Below are 23,527 nucleotides of genomic sequence, written 5' to 3' on the forward strand. Positions count from 1 at the left end.
TTGACCACTTTTACCAGTATATGGTTCCGGTTCTTCCGACTGTGGATATTTACGGGCTGATCCGTAATGCCTTGGAGCTCCGCAAACCACTTTCTATTATTCGTCTCGGCGACGGCGAGCTTCTCACTATGGCGCAAGGGATGCAAAGTTTAGAGCAGCTCCGCCAAGACGGTCCTTTTTTACATTATGCAGGAGTCGATTTGCCCGATTATGCTGATTCCAGCAGTTGTTATTGTACAGCGCATCGCAACAGAGCTTGGAAAAGTTGCCATCGATTTCGGACATCTATCAGATAAAATCAGTAATGGCGAAGCACCTTTGTAAGTAAAGAAAGGGAAGAAGAGCCGTGAAAGCAAGTTATATTAAAAAAACAAAGTTCAGACAAAACCGAAGCATTTCCTTTCTTCCTTTCGCCAAGGACTTAAAGATGGATGCCGGGTGGGCTTCGATAAAGGATACGAAGATGGTTTGAACAGTGGAACCCGTGAAGGTATAGGTAAACGTCCACTGTTTGAAGGGACCAGTATTATTATTCCAACCTATAATCAAAAAGCGTTCCTTCTTGAATGTATAGAAAGTATTCGTGTTTATACACCGGAGCCCTATGAGCTGATTATTATTGATAATGGGTCGACCGACGGGACATTGGACCATTTAATATCGGATACCACCGGGATTAGATTTCGTTTCATTGATCATAATCTAGGCTTTGCAGGTGCTGTCAATCAAGGGCTTCAGATAGCAAGAGGCACCTCATTAGTGCTTTTGAATAATGACACAGTGGTTCTACAAACTACGATACTGTCGAGGGGATGCAACAATTTGCTCTTAGTTACAATCGGTCCGACTCATCTCGCTGGAGACAAGTATCCCGAATCACAGCTTTTTGCTTGATCATGCGTCGAGATGTATTTGAGCGAATCGGATATTTTGATGAAGGATTCGAAATCGGTAATTGTGAAGATGACGATTACGGTCTACGGGCGGAGCTTCTTGGACTGCAGCTTGTTGTAGCTGGAGATACGTTTGTCCATCATTATGGCAGCAAGACAATGAAGAACCTGAAAGAACAGTTTGCACCTGTCTATGAGAAAAACCAGATTTATTATTTTGATAAATGGGGAAATCCATCCCGTGCCCTTAAAGAAGCAAGGCAAAATGACGAGGGCACAGCAGTTGCGATGTGCCGGTTCTATGCTAACTGTGTAATTGTAAAAGGGGAAGATCCTACAGCATATTGGGTTGAAAACGGTGTGCGTTATCCAATCAACAGCCCTGTTCATGTACCCATTACTCTAGTATCGCAGCTCGAATTGATATCTTGGCATGCAGGACCACTTATCTCTGCTGCTGATGTGCTATTGAAACTGGCTGGTCTAAATAATCCAACTATTACTGAGATGAGCTTAAGGGATAATATTATCGTGACAACTCCCGATGGTTGTAAATATCAGCTTCAAGACGGTAAACTGCGATCGATTGTTTCTCCTGCTGCTCATCGAACATGGCATTTGAATCAACGATGGACTGTCCCCATTAGTCATGAAATTGCCAGTATGTACGCAACAGGAAATCCGATCATTCCTTGTCCTGCTATTCGGACGCTTTTTAGGAGGTGAATTGAATGATCCGTAAGAGGAGCTTGTTAGCGACTAGAGGAAAACGGACCCTAAAAGTTAAGAAACGAAATATAAAAAGAACCAAGAAAAGGAGAAAATCAGTCGTTAAGAAAATGAAAAAAAGAAAGATATACAGACCACAGTATAACAAAGGGTATAACAAAGGTTTCGACAAAGCATATAACGAAGGCTTCAATGTTGGATATGCACAAGGTGTAAAACAAGCAGGGCAAATCAACATTTCGGAATAGCGCAAAGGGAGGTCAAATAGGAGGGGGTTATCATGAACATCAAACATAGAACCAAATCGTATTCTTATCTTAATGGACGAAGGAAAGGGAAAAGGAAGGGTTATCAACAAGGCTACCAGAATGGAGTTCAGCTTGGCTTGCAAAAAACACTTTGGCCTATTGCTCTGATAATAGCGCAAGTAAAATCTTTTCCATCACTAGAGATCATTTTATTACAGCCATTTAGATTGATGAAGAAGTTGGGAATTTATAATTATCGGCTAGTCACAGAGGAAGTTGTAACGCGGAAGGACATAGCTTCTGCTCAAATAGTTATTTTTATTCGAAATGTAGAACCTCTTGCCTACAAATGGCTAGAAGTGGAACACAAAATGGGGAAACCGACTGTTTATGTTATTGATGATAATTTTCTGCATATCCCTTATGTAGGTGCATTGACCGATTATTACCAAAAACCAGAACGGAGAGAGACCTTTATTCGTTTTTTAACTTTTTCAAAAGTAGTGCAAGTCACTTCACCTTATTTTGCGAATTATATTCGACTTCATTTCAATCCGAGTGTGGTGTGCTTTCCAGCTAGTGTAGACTTCGAGTTATTGGATGCAGCCAGCCCTAAGCCTGTTCGAAATGACGGCAACATTGTATTTGGTTATGAGGGAGCAGTCAAGGAAGAGGACTTCAAGCCAGTTGTACCCGCTATTATTCAAATTTTGAAAGAATATCGGCCTCGAATAAGAATGGAATTCCTGGGATTTATCCCTTCAGGATTAAAAGGGGTTCCGGGCGTCTCTTTTCTTCCCTATGACTATGACTATCGTCAATTTATTCAGACTATGTATCAAACCTCCTGGGATGTTGGTCTGGCTCCTTTAACAAATTCCATATTTAATTTATGTAAATCAAATAACAAGTTCCGAGAGTATTCAGGTTGCTCAATTCCTGGGATATATACGCATACGCCAGTTTACTCCGATTGTATCCTCCACGAAGAGACCGGTTACCTAGTGCCCCAGACAACAGAGGGCTGGTACCTAGGTATGAAACGGATGATCGAAGATACGGCAATGCGCAATAAAATTAAAGAGCAAGCAAGAGCTTACAGCAGACATCACTTTTCCCTTGAAAAATCCGTTGTAAATTGGCGAAGTCATATATTACACGTGTAGATCATGCCGAGAGGAGAAATGATTCTTGAACAGCAAGCACATCCCTGTGTTACAACCTAGTATTGGGCAAGAAGAAATCGATGCTGTAGTAGAAGTGATGCGATCCGGATGGCTCGGACTCGGTCCCAAAACAGAACAATTTGAACAAGAGTTTGCAAAATATGTTGGTAGCCGCTTCATGGTTGCTCTCAATTCTGGAACCGCAGCGCTGCATCTTGCTCTTGAGGTACTGAATATAGGTCCTGGTGATGAGGTTATTGTTCCACCGATTACATTTATATCCACGATTCATGCAGTTAGCTATGTAGGGGCGACGCCTGTATTTGCCGATGTGGAGACAGATACAATGAACATATCCGTTCAAGATATTGAACGAAAAATTACGAATAAAACAAAGGCCATTATCGTTGTCCATCTTGCCGGTCATCCTTGTGATATGGATGCGATCCAAGCATTGGCAGACTCCAAAGGCATTAAAGTCATTGAAGATGCAGCGCATGCTTGTGGCGCTGAATACAAGGGGAACAAGATCGGTTCTTCAGGCAATCTAACCTGTTTCAGCTATCATGCTGTCAAAAATTTGACCTGTGGTGAAGGTGGAGGCATTACAACCAACCAGGAATGGATTGCGCGCAAATTGAAAGAGAAGCGTTGGGTGGGTATTTCCAAGGATACATGGATGCGTTCTACCTCTGAAAGGGTATATGCTTGGCAATATTTCGTGGATCAAGTTGGATATAAGTACCATATGAGCGATATGCAAGCTGCAATTGGTATTGTGCAGCTAAAAAGACTCGATCAATTAAATGGCCGCCGTCGAGAAGTAGCCGAGCATTATCAGGAGCATTTCAAGGATTTGTCGTGGGTGGAATTGCCAAAGGAAAAGGATTATGCCCGCAGTTCTTGGCATTTGTTCCAAATAAAGCTTCAAACAGAGGATGCCAGAGATCGACTTATTGGCCATATGAAGGATCTCAACATAGCACCCGGTGTGCATTACTATCCTTGTCACCTGCACCCTTGCTATATCCACCTAAAAGCAGAGGTTCCTGTATCGAATGAAATATGGAAAAGAATTATTACACTTCCTATTCATCCCAATCTGACGGATGAGGATTTGGAACGGGTTGTGGAATGCGTAAGAGGTTTTCAACCTTAGCAAGCTGATGCATACGAAGAGAGTTTTGCCTTAGTGAAACTCAAGCAAATGCTTACGAAGATAGCTTTCCTCCGGAAAGCTCTAAGGAGGTGACCATTCCCATGCTAGAAGGACAAAAGATATCCTTACGCTGCTTAGAAGCAGAGGATCTTCCACTCATTGCAGCTTGGAGAAATCAATCCGAAATTCGACGATCCTTCTTCAATAAGCTTTGCTCGCTGCATCTGGCCAGAAGAAGTGGTTTGAGCGAATGACGGAAGATCGCACCAAACAATTCTTTGTTTGTATCTCGCAAGATTCGGGTCAACCTATCGGAAAGATTAGTATGGTTGATATCAGTAGCGTTGCATTAAAGTTAACATGCCTCGGGTTGACTCAAATAATCTAAATTGTGCTAAAAATGTTAAATTATTGTCGTCCATGACAATAAAAAAAATCTCCATAATTAGGGTAACAGGTAGTCCCTGTCCAAATCCCTAATTTAGGAGATCATCACATGGACAAGGATACACTGTGCGCCACGAGGCGCTCTATGCTGTGGGGTAGGTCATCTCGGTAGAGCTTCACCGGAAATGAAAATTGCATAGTCGTATTCAAATGCCCCTTTACAGGGGGGGGAAGTTATGTCTAAACAAGATGATTGGGATGTACTTACGGTCCTATCTTGTATTTTAGCATCCTCGTATTGAAACCACTAGTTTCTGAGAGCAAAATGAACGTCTTTATTTCCCCATAGTGCTGCTAACCCACCGCGGTTTCGTCCAATAGAATTATCCAAGGTCAATTCCCGTTGCTCGGAGAGCTTTCTTTTTGCCTGACTTTCGACATTTCTCTATTCATAATGCGAAGCTTAGCATTAGCGCCGCAAATATGACGAGGCATTGAAAGCAGCGCCAGAGGCCAAGGGCAACCCGGAAACGGTCGCTGCGCAAGGACTCGCGTATTGCAATCAGTTGTTTGCGATCGAACGTGAACTGAAAGAGGCCACGCCGGAAGAACGCTATAAGGCGCGAGAAGAACACAGCCGTCTGGTGCTAGAAGCCTATCATGCGTGGTTGCGGGAGCAAAAATCCCGGACGATGCCCAAAAGATTGATCGGTCAAGCGATTGCCTATAGTCTCAATCAATGGGAGAAGCTCACCGCATTTCTGAAGGACGGACGTCTGGAAATCGACAATAACCGCAGTGAGCGTTCAATCAAGCCGTTTGTCATCGGGCGAAAAACTGGCTATTTTGCGAATAGGCCACGGGGTGCAAAGGCCAGCGCAGCGATTTACAGTGTGATTGAGACGGCAAAAGAAAACGGGCTGCTTCCGTACCGGTACCTCAAGTACCTATTTGAGCAATTACCCCAGCTTCCTGATCTCCAAGATTCGAAGGCGTTGGAGCCGGTTATGCCTTGGTCCCCTTCACTGCCGGATACCTGTCGCAATCCTTAAATCTTCATCCATCATACTGTTTGCTCCCATCTGTTGCTAGGTGAGGGCTATTTGACGCTCAACTTCTCATTCTCTTTCTCAAGCTGTGCATAATCTTCTGCAGTGGGTACGAACTTCGCTTGCTTCATACTCGCTTCGTCCAGTTGATCTAGATCCTTACGGTTCAACTCTCTGGACCATCGGAGCACCATCTTGGGATCAAGCTCATGTTGCCTTGCTACAGCGGTCATATTGCCGATTTCTTGAAATTTAGGTCGTATTGCTTCTTCTTCATTTCGTTCCCCTCCGCCTCAATATTATTGTATCGGAGTAAGGGGTGTACTGTCCAAGTCCAAATAGGGGCTAAATAGCCATGTCATGAAAGTCATCAACACTGCTGTAGATGAGACGAGGCGGAAAGAACAACGTAGCGTAAGCGAACTCAAAGACAGTCGCTACTCTTGGTTAAAGAACGAAGAAAACTTAACAAAACTGATCAGTCTTAAGGATGAAGATCTAAAGACAGCAAAAGCGTACCACTTAAAGCTTACCTTTTCGAGATTGTGGGAGCAGGAAACACCAGAGAAAGCGAAAGTGTTCCTGGATAGCTGGTATTATTGGGCGACTCACAGCCAAATCCCCGATATGGTGAAGGCCGCAATAACGATTCGTCAGCATGAAAAAGGGATTATAAGATGGTTTACATCCAAAGTAACAAACGGCATCATGGAGGCCATTAACGGCCTTGTTCAAAGCGCCAAACGACGGGCGCGTGGCTACAGGTCGGTCAAAAACCTAAAGACGATGATTTTTTTGATCGCGGGCGGACTGAAGCTGAACACAGTTAAAATTTAAACAAAAAAAGAACCGCGATCAGTTTGGAGCCACAACCCGCTCATCTCACCGAATTCGATTCCCTTGTCCGATTTTTATAGATTCACGCTACACATACTAAACTGCGAATAGCCAATTTTAGTTGGATATCTCTTGTTTTGTGGTGGAACCTTATGGTTCAAATACGGACGATTACGCGCAACATTGGACGACATTGTAATAAACAAAGACGATCTCGAAACTTAGGTTTTCAGAGCTATTCCCTATCATTTGCTGCTGTTCATGAATCGTACGTTACTTCTGTTCAATCAGCAGCTGTTGCTGATAGATGTGTGCGTCCTTTTGTTTTATTGCCAACTGCTGTTCATATATATGATTTGCTTGTCGATATATATGTTCGTCTTTTAACCATATAAGACGATGTAGTTCAGATATTTCATTCTCCAAAAAATTAATCTTGCTCATCATGTCATTATTTCTCCATTGAAAATATTCCCGACACCAATACAGCAGCCTTTGCAATCGGTCATCAACTTCTTTCTTTGTTACGTTTTTTGCTCTAATTTTCATAAAACCGAGGTCGTTATTCATAATCTTCAATGTTATTAATTTACTAATATCAGATGTAAGAACATAGTGTTCCAGTTCCAACATTCTCAAAGCTTGCAGTTCATGGTCATTCAGATCTGCGAAATCAGAGCGAAATGGGTCGTAGTTCTCAATATTTCTAGGGTTCAGCATGCTGTTGCGATCTTGCTGCACGTATTTTCTGCTTAATGGAAGATATACGAAATTCAAATTGCTTAACGAATCGGACAGCATGGATCCGAATTCCTCGGCAATCAATTCCGGAATAAAGCCAATCGGATAATAATCCGCAATTCGGATCCACAGATCCCAGTCATTGCGGCGTTTAAGGAGAATATGAGGATCAGCCCATCCTACCCTTTCAATTACTTCTCTTCGAATCATAACACAAACATTTGGTACACAATTACCCCCAGCCCTCGTCATGACCTGGTTATATTTCGTTCCAAACTCGTACGATTCTTTGCCTGGGACATGAACCAAAACCCTGCCGTATGCCATCCCTAGTTCGGGTGCTCCGTTTAGCTTCGAGACGAGTGTCTCCAAGTAATGAGGGTAATATATACAATCATCGAACAGCATCGAGATATAGTCGCCTTTGGTCTGCAAAAAGGCGAGAGCGGTTGTGTACGCGGGAATGCCGGTATTCTCTTCAATGCGGAGGTACCGAATGCGGTGGTCCCTTCGAGAATATTGGCGGGCAAGTTTTGCGGTTCCATCCACTGATCCATCGTCAACGATAATTAACTCGAAGTTGGGATAGGTTTGAGCCAATGCGCTTTCCAATGCACGCTGCAAATAACCGTCTGTATGACGGGAATAGGTTGGGAGGATAATGGATACGAGTCCTGTAATCATTTGTACGGCCACCTTTCATGTGTGATGAAGATATAGTCGCAGCCAGTCCGCACAAGACCAGTGCTCATGGTAATCAACAATATAAGGAATACGTAAGTTCGCCGCAGCTTGTTCCAAGACAGGATATTGTTGATCCTTGTGAACTAAGGCAGCTTGTTGATTCGATAACCATCGTTCTGCCTGTTGGACATTAAAAACCAATCCAGGAGGAGAACAGGTAATGGGCTTGAAGCCACTGCCGGCAGCGATACCAGACAATGAGGCAAGGAATAGAGGAGCAGTACACCAGCCTAACAAGGCCGTCGGCATGCTGCCTTCCTCTTAATTTGGTTTACAGAGTGGCTGCGAGAACGATACGATCAATGTCCACCGCTTGCGACTCTGCAGTAAATTCCGTTCTTACCTGCAAGCATGCAGCTTCCCAGATCGCCTTTCGCTCGTTATAGTCCATCTTGAATACGCCGCGAATTTGTCTTAACCAATCCTTCTCATGATTGGCTGCCAGAATACCTGTAACGTGATTTCTCACACACTGATATACCTTTACGTCGGAGTAGATTCCTATGGAGCCCATTGCGGTGATATCCAAATATTTAATAGGGCTCTTTGCTTGTTGAATTCGATGTTGGTCAAATAGTGGTGACAGGACAGCATCAAAGCGCATCTCCCGAAACTTGTTAAGATATCTGGAATAAGGCAAGACTACGGGGATATAGTGTGTTGGAGAAGATAAAGGCGGCTGTGAAGAAGGATCGTATCCCCAAAAGTAAAAATCTGTAGAATCGCCGACTTCTCTTGAGAATTGCTGCAATGCAGGCCACAAGAAATTCAACTCATTTATTCTGGATTAACCTCCGATAAAACCGAAGCGAAAGACCTGGTCACGAGCAGGTTCATTATAGGAGGAAGCAACAGCCCACTCGGGAATGTTCGTCCGTGCTTGAATAATCCGCGGGTTAATCTTTGCAACGGATTCAGTAATAAGTGGCGAGTAGGTGACGACGATATCGGAACATGCGATCTGACGGGTGATCTCTGCATAATGATCAGTACCAGGTCCGATGGAGTGAAACGAAGGACCTGCTTTATATAGATTCAGGATGTCGTCATCCAGTATATAAACGATAGGTCTGCCCATCACCTCCGCCAGCTTCTGATGCTGAGCATTCATCGGATTCATGGATCTATGCAGGAGCAGCAGATCGGCCATACGCATGACGGAGGGATCGATGTGCTGGGTTGGCACCGTATACACATAATAATAACGCCCCGTTCGATATTCCATGTTTTCAACGCATGGTTCCGGCTCTCGCGGTGTCAGCATGTTCACCTTGGTTTTCGGACCGGCTGCAGGCAGGTTCGCACAATCCGGTGCGAACTCCCTGTACCAAGGCAGCAGCTTCTCTTCATAGATTAACTGCCTGTGTTCAGAATCCAGATACGGCTCGAATTCTGTTAGCGAATCAATCTGATAGCGGTACATATTGTCCGGCAGCAGTTGTTCATCTCTGGGCAGTCTGGTCATCAGTCGAAACCAGATGTGGTCGGAAGGTATCGAATTTCCCAAGCAGTAATAATGCCCCTTGTCTATCCAGCTTACCGAGGCATGGACGTAATGCATAGGATAATACGATGCCCATCGTCGCCATAAATCCCAATCCTCCCAATTCCTCATAACGACATGACTGTCATAGAAGCGTTTTGGATGAAGCACGGCATTTTTTCCGATGTAATTTACTTCCGAGAGCATTTCAAGCCCGTAATAAGGAGCACCCAGAATCAGTTCATTGCCATGAGGCATATTCACCGTGCATTGACCATAAACCAGTGCTTCTTCGGGGAGCGATACTAAGTTTTGCAGCAGAATCTCTAATGTTCGCTGCTGCCAGCGCGCACTCTCATATTGATACGCAATGTAGGTCCTCCTTGCCTGCTGCAAGCCCTCGTTAAGACACAGCCCCATCAGCCCGCATGCAATCCTGTGGATTACTGCGCATATTCGCTCATCTCTTTGCAGCAGTCGCATCAATTCAGCTTCAATCGAAGCATCATTACTGTCGGAAATGATGATTAGTTCAAAGGAAGTAAAGGATTGATCTAACACATCCTGTACCGCCAGTTCTAGAGATTCCAGTGTACAGGAGTTGGTTAGGGGCATGATTATACTAATCAACGGATTTGAAATGAAAGCGGGAGACTATATCAGCTTGCCATCCTGAAGAAAATGGCCCGATGCAACCATCTCCTATCACCCCTAGTTTTCATAGTGAGGGATATACGCTTTAATTGCATGACAAACCCGCTCAACATCCGTCCTGGTCAGTCCAAGATGCAGGGGGAGGGAGATAATCATTTGGCTCAGCTCAGCGGCTTTCGGACAGTTCGCATCATGTTTATTAAAGAGGGGGTACTCGGTATTATCTCGATAATGCACACCTGGGAAAATTCCGCTGCGGTTCAAATGTACCAATAAGCCGTCCCGATCCTCTGAACGAATGACATATAAATGACGCGAGGATATGCAATTGGCAGCTATGGGAATCGTCTCGACAGTAGCGTGCTCTTCCAGCAACTCATCATACCAGGATGCAATCTGCCTACGGTAGGCATTGTCTTGATCCAGATATAGAAGCTGGACTAGACCAATAGCCGCCATAATGGCGTTTCCGTGATATTTATAACCCAAATCGATAAGGTCATATTTCCATTTGTAGTTTCCTTGGAATCGAGAGTAAGTGTCCTTATCTATGCCCAACCACGATAGTTTACGGCAGATTCGATCATGCTCTTGCTCGCGAAAGCATACCATGCCTGAATCCCCTGTAGGCAAATTCTTTACAGCTTGAAAGGAATATACCACTGCGTCAGCTTCCTTTCCTGGGATTACACCGTTTAATCGCGAGCCAGCCATATGGGCTGCATCTAAGATCAGCTTCAATCCCTTTTGCTGACATAATTCTACTATCCTCTCATACTGCCCAGTATTTCCACCGTAGCCTACAAACATAATTGCTTTGGTTCTAGCTGAAATTTTCCTCTCGACATCCGCTGGGTCCAAGCATAACTGGTCGTCTACATCAGCGAAGACCACTTCTAATTTCTCATATAAGATCGCTAAATTCGTGGAAACAAAAGTAATCGGTGTAGATATGATTTCGTCCCCATCCTGCCAGCCATAAGTATCCTTTAATATTTTAACGGCTAGATGCAGACCCGCTGTTGCTGAATTCACATAATGTGCGTGGGGTAACCCTGTATAGGCCATCCACTTTTTCTCGAGCTCTTCAGTTTTATAACCTAATCCCGTCCAACCTTTCTCCAAACAATCACGAATCTCATCCAGACACGCTTGAATGTGGTAGGATGGTTTAAATAATTGGATACTATCCACTTCACAAACACCTCTACTCTGCAGAAAATTATTTTAATAGATTATTTTATGAAATAAGTCCCTGAGTGGTATGGATGAAAGACCACCCTAATTTATTTCAGCACAAATCAGCGAATACGCCCGTACACCTAAAGAAATGGCTCATACAATAAATGGAATGAAGGTTATTTTGAGAAGGAGTGGGTCTCATGTATCGTAGGATCAAGGCACATGCCAACGGTTCCCGAAAGCGTTTAGTTCTTAAAAAGGTAAGAAAGATGAGAAAAGGTTCAAAAAGATCGTCACGGTTTAGGCGTATTTTTAAAAAGGCATTTAATGTTAACTACAATACTGGTTATGATCTCGGCCATACGGAAGGTTTTGGGTACGGCCAAAGGTTAGAGAGTGATGCAGTATGAGGAGATGGCCTAACGCAACCATTGCGTTGAAAGAAGGCAGAAGGGTCGGGTTTGAAAAGGGGCATCGGGATGGTTTCATCAAGGGGATTAAAGCCTCGCTCGGAGAGCATGCGCTTCTTGTCACGCCAGGCGGCATCCCTTCATTTGTAATCGCAGTCTTACAGCCTTTTCGATGGTTGAGAAATAACGGTAAAATCAATTTCCATGTCAGTTCTATCCCTGAATTGAAGAAAGCATATATTGATGCTGCGGATGTGGTCATATTCACACGACAAGTGCAGCCAGAGGAATACCAATGGCTCGAATATTGCAAAAAAGCAAGGAAGCGCACAATTTACGTCATCGATGATAACTTCTTAGCCATACCTGATCACACAGCAGTGGGTAAATATTATTATCAACCTCATATTAGAGATACATTTATCAGGTTTCTCAAAAATGCGGATACCATTGTGGTCGGCTCACCGTTCTTTAAGAGCTATATTCAGTCAAAGTTCAATACAAAAGTATGCTGCTTGCCTGCAAGCTTTGATTTTGACAGCATAGCGCATGTATCTGCTCCGGAGCGATCTGATCGTAATCCAATTGTCATCGGATATGCTGGAACTCAGAAGGATGAGGATTTCGCCGAAGTGTTACCCGCTTTAGCAAGATTGCTAAACGAGTACGGTTCGCGGATCAAAATCGAATTCTTTGGCTTCGCTCCCCAGCAATTTCTGGATCATCCTCTCGTCGCCGTATATCCTGTCTGCAACGATTATAATGAGTTTCTGCAGCGCTTCAAAAGTCTGGGTTGGCATATTGGTCTTGCACCTCTTCAGGGCACGCTTTTTAACTTCTGTAAAACAAATAATAAGTTTCGTGAGTATGCTGCATGCGGGATTGCGGGGGTTTACTCCGATGTCCCCGTCTATTCGGACTGGGTTATTCATGGGAAAAACGGATTGTTGACCTTTAACCATAGAGATAGCTGGTATGGCGCAATAAAACAATTAATAGATGAACCGAATTTACGAATCTACATCGCTAATGAAGCGGAGAAGTTCGTAAAGGAAGCATTTACGATGGAGAAAAACGCATTATCTTGGTACGAACTCATAAGAGAAGTTTAGAAATGGGAGAGGTAAATGAAAAAAATTGTGCTTATGCAGCCTTATTTTTTCCCATGGATTGGACTATACGAGCAAATAAAGCTTAGTAGTGTCTATGTGCATTATGACGATGTTCAATTTCCTAAAGGGAGCTATGTCAATCGGACGAGAATAAAAACCAAAGATGGCTTGAAGTGGATCACAATCCCAACAAAGCAATTAACGTTGGGGATGAATATTAACGAAGTGGAGGTGGATAACACTAAACCATGGGTAAAGGGTCATCTTGAGTTTCTAACACAAACCTACAAGCGGGCTCCTTATTTTCATGAAATGATAGATTTATATGAACGCGTTGTTTGCTCGTCGCATGAATCTTTAAGCGATATAGCGATTGCAAGCCTTAAGGAAGTAAGTCGGTATTACCAATTAGCAGATCCCGAGGCATTCCTATATTCATCGAAACTTGAAATTGGGGGCAAAAGTACCGAGCGTGTGGTTTCAATCGTTAAGCATCTTGAAGGAGCCCTTTATATTACGGGTCATGGCGCAAGAAACTATCTAGAACATGAGAGATTTGAGAAAGAGAACATCCAGGTTGAATACATGGATTATCGGCGAATCAACTATTCGCAATTGTACGGTGAATTTAATCCGTATGTATCCGTCTTGGATTTGATCGCGAATACAGGGAAGGAAGGCATGAAATATATTTGCTCCGGAACAGTGAATTGGCGGTCTTTTCTGCAGGGGGAGGGTGGTTTACGATGAACAAGCCGATTCTGATCTATGGTACTGGAACGTTAGCCAAGCTGGCGAGGCAGCTTGCTGCAGAATGCGGTCGGGATTTCGCAGGTTATATAGATGATTATCACAGTGGAGCAGAGGTGGTAGGAACCTTTGAAGATGTAAAAGCATGCTATCCGGCCGAACAGTATGAGATTGTAATTGGGATTGGCTATACGAATCTTGCTGCAAGATGGGCGGTATATGAGGCGGTACGGGAAGCAGGGTATGCATCTCCGAGCCTTATTCATCCGCAGGCTTTAGTAAGCGAGACGTCCCGTATTGGGCATGGCTGTATGATAATGCGCGGTGCTGTAGTTGATACGTGGGCCGAAGTAGAGGATCTGGTCGTCATGTGGCCCGGAAGTGTATTAAATCATGAGAGCATGATAGGGAGCAACACGTTTTTGAGCCCGAACTGTACGATATGCGGGTTCGTTACCATTGGCCGACATTGTTTTCTTGGCGCTGGCTCCATTATTGTTAATCATCAAACTGTGCCTAGTCACAGCTTCATCAAAGCAGGGAGGCTATATTTCTATAGTACGATTAATGGCATAACGGATCAATTGCCTATCAGGCGTCTGCCGCCCCCCTAATAGGAAAACAGGGCGAATTTTAGGATGTAGGATTCGCTCTGTTGTTTGCCTTGATTACCGTATCATTCCTCAAATCCAACGGCAAAATTTTCGCAGATCCGGTCAGCATGGAACGCAGGGCTTGTAATTGACAATATAGGAGTCACTGATAGCATAAAGGTAATAACTATAATGATGATGATCTCGAATGAGCACCTCCCACTGTTCTTGGGGAAGACGTACGATATGTTGAACAAAATGGCCTTGTTCATTGACGCGCTTCTGGTCGCGATAGCGACCATATACATACGCACCAGCATAAACAGGATTGTACAATATGCCAAGGACTCTACCGTGGGTCAATGTTCCCCATATGAGTTTTCCTGCCCAGGCTCCGCCGTAAGCTCGCTTAGGAAAGCGTAAGTTGTTTTGGGTGAAATATTGAACGACGCCATAAGCGCTGCCGCTCGTTTCAAAAGCACGAAAAACGTTACGCACGGCAGTCTGAACCTCTTCGTCAGGATCCATGACGGTTTGCCCATCTGTTTCGTGGCAAAAGCCAACAGGCAACGGAAACCGTAATTCTCCCTTACGTGCTTTGTTTTTCTTCCCACCGAGCATACGGGCACGAAGAAAGTGGAGCTCGGCCTCACTCATCGTGCCTTTAAACCCCAAAATGAGCATGTCGTTAAAGTCGCTGAGATCGTAGATACCATCCTCATCCACTACAACAGTGTTGAATAAAGCACATAGTTCGAGAAGGCGCAGGAGGTCGGCTGAGGAGCGAGCCAACCTGGAGATCTCCAGACCAAAGATCGCGCCAACTTGGCCAAGAGATACTTGGGCGACCAAGCTCTGGAATCCTTGGCGCAGGGAACGGCTCGATCCTGAAATCCCCAGATCCTCGTCGATGACTTGGATCTGCTCCTGATTCCAACCGAGGTGCTGAGCTTTCTCCTGCAGGGCATACTGGCGCTCCGTGCTCTCCCGATGGAAGCGAACTTGAGCTAGGGTCGATTGGCGAATGTACACAATGTCCTTCCGATTCAGGTGCTCCGCTCGGACTTTCAGTGGCACTAACATGGTCTTCTTCCTCCTTATGAATCGCGGCTAGACAAGCATGAAACAACCCTGCGAAAAGGGTGACGAGTTCATCCACTTTACGCGGATCGTTTCCGACCAATTCAGCTAATACAGAACTGGACACAGAGAGTCCTCCTATTTGAGTGCCGTCTAACTCTTCTCTCGGCGACGAAGAAGTTCCAAGTTCAATTCTGTTAATTCGGAGTAATGGATCTCAGGATGGATCAACGGAACTATGCTTACAAGAGGAAGTTCAATTGATTTCCCTTCCTTCTAATAGGGGGTTTCCAATAGCTTGTAATTTGGGACTAACCATTGCAAGCGGAGATGCATTATTGCTTTTGAATAATGACACGATTGTAACTACCTGTTGGTTGGATAATATGCTGCGATGTTTATACAGCAGCGCGGAAATTGGCATAGTTGGACCTATGACAAATTATGCAAGTGGAAAACAACAAATTACAGAGGCATTTACCTCTATAGATGACATGGTTTCAAAGATGAATACAGCTAACCCTGCCAAGTGGGAGGAAGTGAAGCGTTTAGTTGGATTTTGTTATCTTTTTAAAAGAGAAGTTCTGGAGCGGGTTGGTATGATGGATGAAAGATTTTCACCAGGACATTTTGAGGATGACGATTATTGCTACCGAGCAAGGCAGGCCGGTTACAAATTGATGATTTCGGGTGACGTGTTCATTTATCATCATGGCAGTGTCAGTTTTCAAAAGGAAGGGGAGGAAAAGGTCAAAGGACTTCTACTTCATAATCATCAAAAATTTATTGAAAAATGGGGTGTCGATCCCCATAGTTTCTTGGAAAATCAATGACGAAATTCCCCTGACGGCCACTACCATCAAAGAAAATGTACGTGGCCTGTAAATCTGTTTGTTCCATACTGGAACTGCAGGTTACAGGCCGATATTTTTTTGGTAGGACACACTCTGAGTCCCAGATCGGCCGACTATATCCCACGAGCACTGCCAATTTTTTCTTCGAGCACGTGGATAAAAATTCTTTTCTCTGGGGGAACAACTTATTCAATCTATTGAAAAGGACATACATTTCTATAATAATGAACGTTTTCAAGCTAAATTAAACAACCTCAGTCCTGTAGAATTTCGGACAGAGGCTGTCTAATGACTTACAACGTTCACTATTAATGGAATAATATTGACCACATTTTAGATCATAGCTAGCATAATACGGCAGGCCGAACCCAAATATCTGCCCTGACTAAAAAGCCAGGGGAGAAGATGAGAGTAACCATTATGCTAACTTTTCAATTACAATTGACGCGCTTACTACAGGTGTACCTCCACCAATTGCGTTTAGAATGACCAAGTTGCCCATATTATCAATCCGATTCAATGTTAACACGCCACCCGCCGTTAATTGTGCAATGACCTGACCTTGGTAAGGTTGATTCCCTGCATTTGTACCATAATTGCTGCAATTGACTAGGGATGCTGGAGTGGGACCAGCAGGATCAAAGAACAATCCAAACGCATTATTACCTGGATTAGCAAACACTTCCCAGCTGATATTGTAGAATCCAGTCTCAATGATGTTGATAGATACCGGTGCTGTGAATGAAATGGCAGTCCCAATGATAAGAGAATCGTTGAAGGCTACTGCTTCACCTTGCCCGCCAGCTGTTGGTGCAGCATCAATGTTTTGTTCCACCGTACTGCAAAGGAAAGCAAATGAAGCTATACCTCCAGCTGGTCCTTGCGGTCCTTGCGGTCCTTGTGGTCCTTGTGGTCCTTGTGGTCCAGGGGGGCCAGGAGGGCCAGGTATTCTACCCATATAAAAATCACTCCTCTTTTAAATTTCAAAATCAAGCTATTCATAACAACTGCGTTTTGGTAGGGCTAATATCGCCTACTTCACGTTAGTCTCAGGATAACTTATTCCTGACAGTGGCATAGGGTGCAATGATCTATGTAAAAACATATTTTTTGTTCAGTTGTATTGTTGTCCATGCATTTCTATTTTCGTGACATACCTTATTTACAACTCTTTTTACAGAAATAAAGGAGGAAAATGATGAAAAAAGATAGCGGTTTTATCGGCATTATGGTTGCTAACCGAAATGAAAGGAAGTATGCCCTTAAAAAATATCTTGATTTCAATACGACCAATATGAAAATATTCTGTTTTACACCATCTGAGATTGACTGGGAACGCAAAAGCATTACCGGAATTCATTGTCTGAATCGAAAATGGCTGCAAAATAAATTTTCGTTCCCTGAGGTTATTTATAATCGTTGTTACCGTATCAATAATCGTATGATCGAACGTTTGAAGGCTAATATCGGCAGTAACAAATGGTTCAATCATATCAATCAATTTAACAAACACGAGATTCATAAGAATTTAAGCCAATGGCTTGTACAATATTTACCGGAAACCGTTCTTTACGACAAGGAGTATACTTCACACTTACTAGATATTCATAAGGTCTTATACTTTAAACCCTGTTATGGAAATAAAGGGAAAGGCGTGTATCGTGTAGAGTTGAAGGATTCGGGGGAGATCCATATTGGCGACCATCATTTTGTGCCCAGAATAATTGTAGGAGACTCCTTGCAATTTCAAGAGGAAATCCATAAACTTGTTGGCTCCATTCCCTACATCATTCAAAAAGGGGTCGATATACAGAAATTGCATAATCGAATATTTGATATCCGCGTACTTGCCCAAAAAAATAAGAAGGGTCTATGGTCCGTAACAAATGTCGTCAGTCGGATCGCTCATAAAGGCTGTTTTAACACTAGCATGTGCAAAAAAGTTTGTTTATCAGAAGAAGTACTCAATCGTTTGTACCCTCCCAATGAAGTAAATGCCATCATCCAATCTATTTACGACATCAGTTTAAGAGCTGCAGAAATAATGGAAATGAGTACCAGCTACCATTTAGGCGAGCTTAGCGTTGATTTTGCCTTGGACAACAATGGCTTTTTTTGGATAATTGAAGTAAACGGGAAACCACAAAAAGATCTATACGATGAGCTAAATAAGCGATCTAGAGTATATAAACGTCCGTTAGAATATGCTCAATATTTAAGTGAAAATTGATCTAATGCTGATAAACTAGTTTATGGCTTAAGGCTTGGCATGGTTACATGCCTTTTTTCTGCCTTTTTGTCTAATCACGAGTCCATCTAAATTCAAACTATAAAAGCAATAGTCCTAACTAATTGTAGGGCGCAATAGGGCTGTACAAATGCCTGTTTTCTACTAGTACGGCTTCTGCCCTGTCCCCTTTCTTTTGCAATCATAGAATATATAAAGCAGGTATTCCGCCATGGACAGGAGTTGAGAACGAGTTGAGTAACCAGCGTATTCAGCGGAAACGGAAGCAGCCAATCTCCTGCGTCACCTTGCATCAGCATAAGCCAAAAGTATCGGTCATCATTCCGGTTTGCAACGAAGTTCGTACCTTGGCCAAAGTCATTCGGGAAGCTTTCCGCGTGCATCCACAAACAGAAGTTATTGTCGTTGATAATGGTTCTACGGATGGTAGTAAGCGTGTAGCGACGCAATTAGGGGCAAGGGTTATCTCGTTTAGTCAACGGCTAGGACATGATGTTGGGAGAAGCATAGGTGCGATGGAAGCTAAAGGGGATATCCTACTATTCCTTGATGCCGATTTTGTTGTATCTGCCAAGGAAGCGATCCCACTGATCCGAGCAGTGCAGCAAGGCGTGGATGTAGCATTAAATAAATATAACGGAATCATAACGAAAGCGAGTGTTCATAAGGTCGTTCTAGCTAAACACGCACTTAATGCGATACTGGGCCGACCAGACTTACAAGGTGCCTCCATGACGACGATCCCACACGCAATTAGTCGCAAAGCGCTCGACACCATTGGAGCTGAGAATCTAGCAGTTCCACCTTTGGCTCAAGCCATAGCTGTACAACGCGGGCTTCAAATTAAGGCAGCGCAGCTTATCCAAGTCGGGCTCAGAAATCGCATCCGAAGAAGGGCCAAAGATGTAGATCCTGTAGGTGATCTAATTATCGGCGATCATTTGGAAGCCATTGGGTGGCTGATCAAATCCTCAGATGAAAGAGCGAGTATGCATGACCAATTGCGGGTTAGAGAAATGATGAGGTGATGACATGAAGCGGAGCATCAAGAAACCAAAACCTCAACCTACATCCGCAGTAAATAAAAAAAAACGAACTCGGCTTAAGAAATCTTCGTTTCGTTCTCGTTCTAAGCGTACCCATTCCCTAACAAGAAACCAGGAATACTGGAAAAACTGGGGGAAACGAGCGGGTCAACAAGATGCTCTCGCGCACGATATTACAAAGGAGCCTTACCAAAAGAAAGCACTCAATAACCTTTGGGTACACCGGGCTAATTCCCAGTTACTTGCTGCTAACTCACTAAGCTATGAAGCAGCGTCAAAAGGATATGTGAAAGGTTACTGTAAAGCTGCTAAATTGTATGTCTCCGATTGGATGCTTATACCTACAGCGCGTTCCGTTGGCGCGATAGTGAGTGTGATGAATGAAGAACGTACCATCGTGAAGGTAATGGAGCAGCTGAATCGACTACCTTTGGATGAGATCATCATTATAGTGAATGGGTCGAGTGATCGCACTTTAGAGAAAGTAAGAGCGCACTCTCATGCTCTCATCGTTCATTATCCCGATCCGTTGGGCCATGATGTCGGGAGATCAATAGGTGCCAAACTGTCGCATTCGGATATTTTGCTCTTTTTGGATGGAGATTTTGTCGTAGAGGCCGAGAAACTTATTCCTTTTATCTATGATATTGAACGTGGCTCAGATCTTGCTCTAAACAACATAACACCGTATTTACCTACATTTTCACTCTGGGATTCCGTAACCTTGATGAAGCGGTTTCTTAACATAACGTTGAAAAGACCGGAATTGAATGCGAACTCGCTCACGGCCGTTCCTCATGCTCTATCGAGGAATGCGCTGGAGCATATCGGATGTTCCGAGTTAATGGTTCCGCCCAAAGCACAGGTAAACGCGATTCTGACTGGGTTGCGAATTACTGCTCCAACAAGTGTTAACGTCATATCTATGAACAAAATCCGAAGTCACAATAAAGGGGAAAACAACCCGGTTGCCCGCTTGATTATTGGCGATCATGTAGAGGCGCTGGAGCTTGCGATGAAGTTGAAAGGTGAGCGAATCGTGTTTCCTGATAACATTAGAAAAAGGGAGTTTCTGGAGAGGTGAGGGAGCATGCGGGTAACCAGTATCGTTATTCCTACTTTCAATGGCCTTACTTTACTGAAAGACTGTGTAGCTTCAATTCGCAGCCATACTTCAGTCCCATTTGAAATTATCGTGGTGGATAATGGATCAAAGGATGGAACCCTAGAGTACTGCTATAGAGAGCGGTTGAAGCTGGTTTCAATTCCAGTAAATCGCGGCTTCCCCGCTGCTTGTAACTATGGCCTTCACATTGCGACTGGAAATGCTTTGATGCTGCTCAATAACGATACCGTTGTGACACCGAATTGGTTGGATAACTTGCTGCGCTGTTTATACAGCAGTGAGGACATAGGCATGGTAGGTCCTGTGACGAATTATGCGAGCGGTAAACAGCAGATTCAGGAGCCATTTACGAACATAGCTGACATGGCAGCGAAATATAACAACGTGGATACTTCTTTATGGCAGGAAACAGAACGTTTGGTCGGGATTTGCTTGCTTTTCAAAAGGGAATTGTTAGATAAAGTCGGCTTTATGGACGAAAGATTTTCCCCGGGGCACTTCGAAGACGATGATTTATGCTATCGGGCAAGGCTTGCAGGATATCGATTGCTCATAACAGGGGATTGCTTCATCTTTCATCATGGCAGTGCAAGCTTTAGCAAAAAGGGTCAAGAGGCTGTGCAAGGGCTGCTGATGCAAAATCGCCAGAAGTTTATAGATAAATGGGGCGTTGACCCGCACAGCTTCATATAAGACCGGGTGTGAAGCTTCCGGAGTCACCGTTCTTTGCGTTGCTGCATAACTTAGAGTGAAAAAGTGGAGAAGGAGGCGAAAGGGATTGGAACAGCGAGTGACAACGATTATTTCTCACATTGCAGCCTCGCATCGTGAGATGTCTAGAATCTTGGGGACCCACCGAAGTGTTTCGACGCAAATGGCCACCATTGCAAGCGATATACCTGACTCGCATCCTAATTTCGAAGGCGTAGGCATGCTGCAGGAGCAAGCATTACAACTGACCAAGAATATAACGGCTTATTTAAATAGCTTAGCTAATTTGGAAGAGGCAATCGCGCAGCAAACGGAAATTGTCATGAAAGAAATGAAAGACCCTGAAGATGAAGAATAGAGGGATACGCCTTGAATAGAAATGATCTGTATTTGAAAATGTTGGATGCTACAGCAAAGCTGCAGCAAGAAATAGCTTTGATGTTGGAAGCTAGAGTTGTAGAAGCAGAGAAATCGCGCAACTGGATTTGCCATCATATTAACTCAACGAATTTAGAGGGGCATGAACATCAGATGAAACAATCTGGAGAGATTCATGGGTATGTGATTGAGCTCATCGATGGCTTGACGAAGATGGAAAACTCCTTAAACCGACATATGCAGGCTCTTCTTGGACAAAATGAATCGGGAGCAGGTGCGGGGGGAGACGGTTCGAACGGAATGGGTAACTTATTTTCGTTTGGTGAGGATGATAAGTAATGAATGCATCGAATCGTGAGAGAGTTGAATTGCATATGCTAACCTCGCTGGCTAGAAGCCAGCGAGCCTTATGCCGAATCATAGAGACGATAGCGGATCAAGTAGCGGTCTCCGAGCAGCTTGCTGTCCATATGGCTGAGAATCTTAAGACGATAAGTGAATACCAGCGTTCGATGATTCAGAGAATAACGAAACAAAATCCATGTCAACGCCGGTTAGGAACGCCCGGCAAGCCGTGGATCAGCAAGAATGTCGCTCGTGGATCATCCCCAACGCATGATTAAACCCGCGTGAGTAAGACCCCCGCCAAAGCCAAAAAGCAGCAGCGTATCACCGGCTTTGACCTTTCCCTCTTGTAAGCCTAGATCCAGAGCAAGAGGAATGGAAGCCGCGGATGTATTGCCATAGTATTCAAGGCTGTACAGCGCTTTTTCGAATGGAATACCGCTCTTTTCACAGATGGATTCAATAATCCGAAGGTTAGCGCTATGAGGAATGAACCAATCAATTGCGGTATGAGGTAAACGGCCTTTTGCGAGCAGCTTCTCGATTCCTTGCGGGACAGTCGTTACGGCATATTTGTACACCTCGCGGCCGTTCTGGACGAGCTTGCCTTCACCCGCTAATGGGTTTCCGTTCAATTCAGAGGCAAGTCCGGTTCGGTATACGTGCTTGCCGCCTGTACCGTCCGATCCAAGATGGTGAGCAAGGAAAGCAGGATTTTCTTCCTCTCTTTCAACCATCACGGCTCCGGCGCCATCACCGAAAAGAATGCAGGTGGAACGGTCCGTGTAGTCTGTAATTTTGGATAAAGAATCGCCACCGACGACGAGTACCTTGCGGTGAACCCCAGCAGCAACAAGGCCGCTTGCTGTATGCAGGGCATAAGCGAACCCGGAGCAGGTGGCATTGAGGTCGTAGGCACCAGTTTCAGGGATGCCGAAATGAGCTTGAATCTGGCAAGCGACAGGGGTGGAAGGCAGATCCGGTGTATGGGTAGCGACGATGACTAAATCAACATCGTTCAGTGATGTCGGATATCTAGTGAGCATATTTTGTACGGCTGCTATACATAAATGACTTGTGAATTCATTCGCTGCTGCAATTCTACGTTCCCGAATTCCTGTGCGTTGAACGATCCATTCATCATTCGTGTCGACCATACCTTGGAGATCCGCGTTGCTTAGTATACGATCGGGCACGTAGCTGCCGATTGCTGTGACTCTAGCTTGCAAAGGGGAAGCGATTGACATCAATAATTCACTCCTTATTAGTATCTGATATTAGTACTAGGTACTAAATATAATTACACTTTATCGTATACTCGGGGTAAAGTCAATTGAAAAAGAATCATTTCCCTTTCGTTATATCGAAGTTTGACCCGAAAGATGGACACTTTGAAAAAAGTGACCTCTTTAGGGTCTTTAACGATTATATTCATGAATAAGAAAGGTTGGGGATTACACGTGGGAACTACTTGGAGTAGGAGGGGAATAAGGTTAGAATGATTGAATGAATGAACCCATCTTCTCAGTTGAATGATGTTGCAGAAAGTGCAACAATTTTGCCTAGATCCCACCTCTATCCCTTCAGTGTTGCATAATGTAC

28 protein-coding genes and 2 pseudogenes are annotated in these 23,527 nt (G+C 44.1%); 22 read left to right on the plus strand and 8 right to left on the minus strand.

Annotated features, from left to right (window positions below; genetic code table 11):
- Positions 1-20: 20 nt before the first annotated feature.
- The 9 genes and pseudogenes from GC102_RS40820 to GC102_RS35395 form a co-directional block, all read left to right on the plus strand.
- Positions 21-200, plus strand: a pseudogene (locus tag GC102_RS40820) (GT-D fold domain-containing protein); the annotation flags it as partial.
- Between the two features lie 10 nt (positions 201-210).
- Positions 211-324 (plus strand): GT-D fold domain-containing protein, encoded by a 114-nt coding sequence (locus GC102_RS40825; protein WP_376769435.1) that lies wholly within the window; start codon positions 211-213, stop codon positions 322-324.
- Positions 325-438: 114 nt separating this feature from the next.
- Positions 439-894: a glycosyltransferase family 2 protein gene (locus GC102_RS35365; protein ID WP_171693676.1), complete on the plus strand. Its 456-nt coding sequence runs from the start codon at positions 439-441 to the stop codon at positions 892-894.
- Between the two features lie 2 nt (positions 895-896).
- A complete protein-coding gene (locus GC102_RS35370; protein WP_171693677.1) occupies positions 897-1,619 on the plus strand; it encodes a glycosyltransferase family 2 protein in 723 nt (240 codons plus the stop codon).
- Positions 1,620-1,624: 5 nt separating this feature from the next.
- Complete coding sequence (locus tag GC102_RS35375; protein ID WP_171693678.1) at positions 1,625-1,870, plus strand: hypothetical protein; 246 nt, start codon at positions 1,625-1,627, stop codon at positions 1,868-1,870.
- Positions 1,871-1,902: 32 nt separating this feature from the next.
- On the plus strand, positions 1,903-3,036 hold the full coding sequence (locus GC102_RS35380; protein WP_171693679.1) for a glycosyltransferase family protein: 1,134 nt from the start codon (positions 1,903-1,905) through the stop codon (positions 3,034-3,036).
- A 25-nt stretch (positions 3,037-3,061) separates the two neighbouring features.
- Positions 3,062-4,195, plus strand: a complete 1,134-nt coding sequence (locus GC102_RS35385; RefSeq protein ID WP_171693680.1) for a DegT/DnrJ/EryC1/StrS family aminotransferase — start codon at positions 3,062-3,064, stop codon at positions 4,193-4,195.
- 101 nt (positions 4,196-4,296) lie between these two features.
- Positions 4,297-4,449, plus strand: a complete 153-nt coding sequence (locus tag GC102_RS35390) for a GNAT family N-acetyltransferase (RefSeq protein WP_171693681.1) — start codon at positions 4,297-4,299, stop codon at positions 4,447-4,449.
- Between the two features lie 606 nt (positions 4,450-5,055).
- Positions 5,056-5,634, plus strand: a pseudogene (locus GC102_RS35395) (IS66 family transposase); the annotation flags it as partial.
- A gap of 47 nt (positions 5,635-5,681) precedes the next feature.
- Here GC102_RS35395 and GC102_RS35400 read toward each other — a convergent pair.
- On the minus strand, positions 5,682-5,864 hold the full coding sequence (locus GC102_RS35400) for a hypothetical protein (protein WP_171693682.1): 183 nt from the start codon (positions 5,862-5,864) through the stop codon (positions 5,682-5,684).
- 127 nt (positions 5,865-5,991) lie between these two features.
- Here GC102_RS35400 and GC102_RS35405 point away from each other — a divergent pair, with 127 nt between their 5' ends.
- Positions 5,992-6,468, plus strand: a complete 477-nt coding sequence (locus GC102_RS35405) for a transposase (RefSeq protein ID WP_171693683.1) — start codon at positions 5,992-5,994, stop codon at positions 6,466-6,468.
- A 273-nt stretch (positions 6,469-6,741) separates the two neighbouring features.
- Here GC102_RS35405 and GC102_RS35410 read toward each other — a convergent pair whose 3' ends face one another.
- From GC102_RS35410 to GC102_RS35425, 4 genes are all read right to left on the minus strand, one after another.
- Positions 6,742-7,893 (minus strand): glycosyltransferase family 2 protein, encoded by a 1,152-nt coding sequence (locus GC102_RS35410; protein WP_171693684.1) that lies wholly within the window; start codon positions 7,891-7,893, stop codon positions 6,742-6,744.
- Positions 7,894-8,224: 331 nt separating this feature from the next.
- The gene (locus GC102_RS35415; protein ID WP_171693685.1) at positions 8,225-8,716 is read right to left on the minus strand and encodes a hypothetical protein; all 492 of its coding nucleotides are present in this window, start codon (positions 8,714-8,716) and stop codon (positions 8,225-8,227) included.
- 24 nt (positions 8,717-8,740) lie between these two features.
- Entirely contained in the window at positions 8,741-10,051 is a 1,311-nt protein-coding gene (locus tag GC102_RS35420) for a glycosyltransferase family protein (protein WP_376769436.1), read from the minus strand.
- Positions 10,052-10,147: 96 nt separating this feature from the next.
- Positions 10,148-11,284: a DegT/DnrJ/EryC1/StrS family aminotransferase gene (locus tag GC102_RS35425; RefSeq protein ID WP_171693687.1), complete on the minus strand. Its 1,137-nt coding sequence runs from the start codon at positions 11,282-11,284 to the stop codon at positions 10,148-10,150.
- Between the two features lie 394 nt (positions 11,285-11,678).
- On the opposite strand from GC102_RS35425, the gene GC102_RS35430 reads away from it, so the two are divergent.
- From GC102_RS35430 to GC102_RS35440, 3 genes are read left to right on the plus strand one after another with little or no spacing between them, the layout of a single operon-like run.
- A complete protein-coding gene (locus GC102_RS35430) occupies positions 11,679-12,794 on the plus strand; it encodes a glycosyltransferase family protein (protein WP_171693688.1) in 1,116 nt (371 codons plus the stop codon).
- Between the two features lie 15 nt (positions 12,795-12,809).
- Entirely contained in the window at positions 12,810-13,544 is a 735-nt protein-coding gene (locus GC102_RS35435; protein WP_171693689.1) for a WbqC family protein, read from the plus strand.
- Positions 13,541-14,158 (plus strand): PglD-related sugar-binding protein, encoded by a 618-nt coding sequence (locus tag GC102_RS35440; RefSeq protein WP_171693690.1) that lies wholly within the window; start codon positions 13,541-13,543, stop codon positions 14,156-14,158. Before GC102_RS35435 ends, GC102_RS35440 begins: the two co-directional genes overlap by 4 nt.
- A gap of 102 nt (positions 14,159-14,260) precedes the next feature.
- Here GC102_RS35440 and GC102_RS35445 read toward each other — a convergent pair whose 3' ends face one another.
- Complete coding sequence (locus GC102_RS35445) at positions 14,261-15,220, minus strand: recombinase family protein (RefSeq protein ID WP_216628278.1); 960 nt, start codon at positions 15,218-15,220, stop codon at positions 14,261-14,263.
- Positions 15,221-15,363: 143 nt separating this feature from the next.
- Between GC102_RS35445 and GC102_RS35450 the strand changes: the two genes are divergently transcribed.
- Entirely contained in the window at positions 15,364-16,050 is a 687-nt protein-coding gene (locus GC102_RS35450) for a glycosyltransferase family 2 protein (RefSeq protein WP_171693691.1), read from the plus strand.
- A gap of 208 nt (positions 16,051-16,258) precedes the next feature.
- Entirely contained in the window at positions 16,259-16,360 is a 102-nt protein-coding gene (locus GC102_RS40830) for an IS3 family transposase (protein WP_376769438.1), read from the plus strand.
- Between the two features lie 129 nt (positions 16,361-16,489).
- On the opposite strand, the gene GC102_RS35460 is transcribed toward GC102_RS40830, so the two are convergent.
- The gene (locus GC102_RS35460; RefSeq protein WP_216628279.1) at positions 16,490-17,029 is read right to left on the minus strand and encodes a collagen-like protein; all 540 of its coding nucleotides are present in this window, start codon (positions 17,027-17,029) and stop codon (positions 16,490-16,492) included.
- A gap of 237 nt (positions 17,030-17,266) precedes the next feature.
- Between GC102_RS35460 and GC102_RS35465 the strand changes: the two genes are divergently transcribed.
- The 7 genes from GC102_RS35465 to GC102_RS35495 all read left to right on the plus strand — a co-directional run bounded on the left by GC102_RS35465 (position 17,267) and on the right by GC102_RS35495 (position 22,203).
- Positions 17,267-18,301 (plus strand): YheC/YheD family endospore coat-associated protein, encoded by a 1,035-nt coding sequence (locus GC102_RS35465; protein ID WP_246321301.1) that lies wholly within the window; start codon positions 17,267-17,269, stop codon positions 18,299-18,301.
- 251 nt (positions 18,302-18,552) lie between these two features.
- Entirely contained in the window at positions 18,553-19,347 is a 795-nt protein-coding gene (locus GC102_RS35470; RefSeq protein ID WP_216628280.1) for a glycosyltransferase family 2 protein, read from the plus strand.
- Between the two features lie 4 nt (positions 19,348-19,351).
- Positions 19,352-20,449 carry a glycosyltransferase family 2 protein gene (locus tag GC102_RS35475; RefSeq protein WP_246321302.1) on the plus strand — a complete coding sequence of 366 codons (1,098 nt, stop codon included), beginning with the start codon at positions 19,352-19,354 and terminating at the stop codon, positions 20,447-20,449.
- 6 nt (positions 20,450-20,455) lie between these two features.
- Positions 20,456-21,184: a glycosyltransferase family 2 protein gene (locus tag GC102_RS35480; protein WP_171693692.1), complete on the plus strand. Its 729-nt coding sequence runs from the start codon at positions 20,456-20,458 to the stop codon at positions 21,182-21,184.
- A gap of 85 nt (positions 21,185-21,269) precedes the next feature.
- Positions 21,270-21,560: a nucleoside-diphosphate sugar epimerase gene (locus GC102_RS35485; protein WP_171693693.1), complete on the plus strand. Its 291-nt coding sequence runs from the start codon at positions 21,270-21,272 to the stop codon at positions 21,558-21,560.
- Between the two features lie 11 nt (positions 21,561-21,571).
- Positions 21,572-21,919 (plus strand): alpha-helical endospore appendage domain-containing protein, encoded by a 348-nt coding sequence (locus GC102_RS35490; protein WP_171693694.1) that lies wholly within the window; start codon positions 21,572-21,574, stop codon positions 21,917-21,919.
- Complete coding sequence (locus tag GC102_RS35495) at positions 21,919-22,203, plus strand: hypothetical protein (RefSeq protein WP_171693695.1); 285 nt, start codon at positions 21,919-21,921, stop codon at positions 22,201-22,203. Before GC102_RS35490 ends, GC102_RS35495 begins: the two co-directional genes overlap by 1 nt.
- Here GC102_RS35495 and GC102_RS35500 read toward each other — a convergent pair.
- Positions 22,183-23,172 carry a ketoacyl-ACP synthase III gene (locus tag GC102_RS35500; RefSeq protein WP_171693696.1) on the minus strand — a complete coding sequence of 330 codons (990 nt, stop codon included), beginning with the start codon at positions 23,170-23,172 and terminating at the stop codon, positions 22,183-22,185. The two genes, GC102_RS35495 and GC102_RS35500, sit on opposite strands and share 21 nt — an antisense overlap.
- Between the last annotated feature and the right edge of the window lie 355 nt (positions 23,173-23,527).

It is taken from the genome of Paenibacillus germinis (genome assembly GCF_013141785.1).
Lineage (GTDB): Bacteria > Bacillota > Bacilli > Paenibacillales > NBRC-103111 > Paenibacillus_E > Paenibacillus_E phytorum.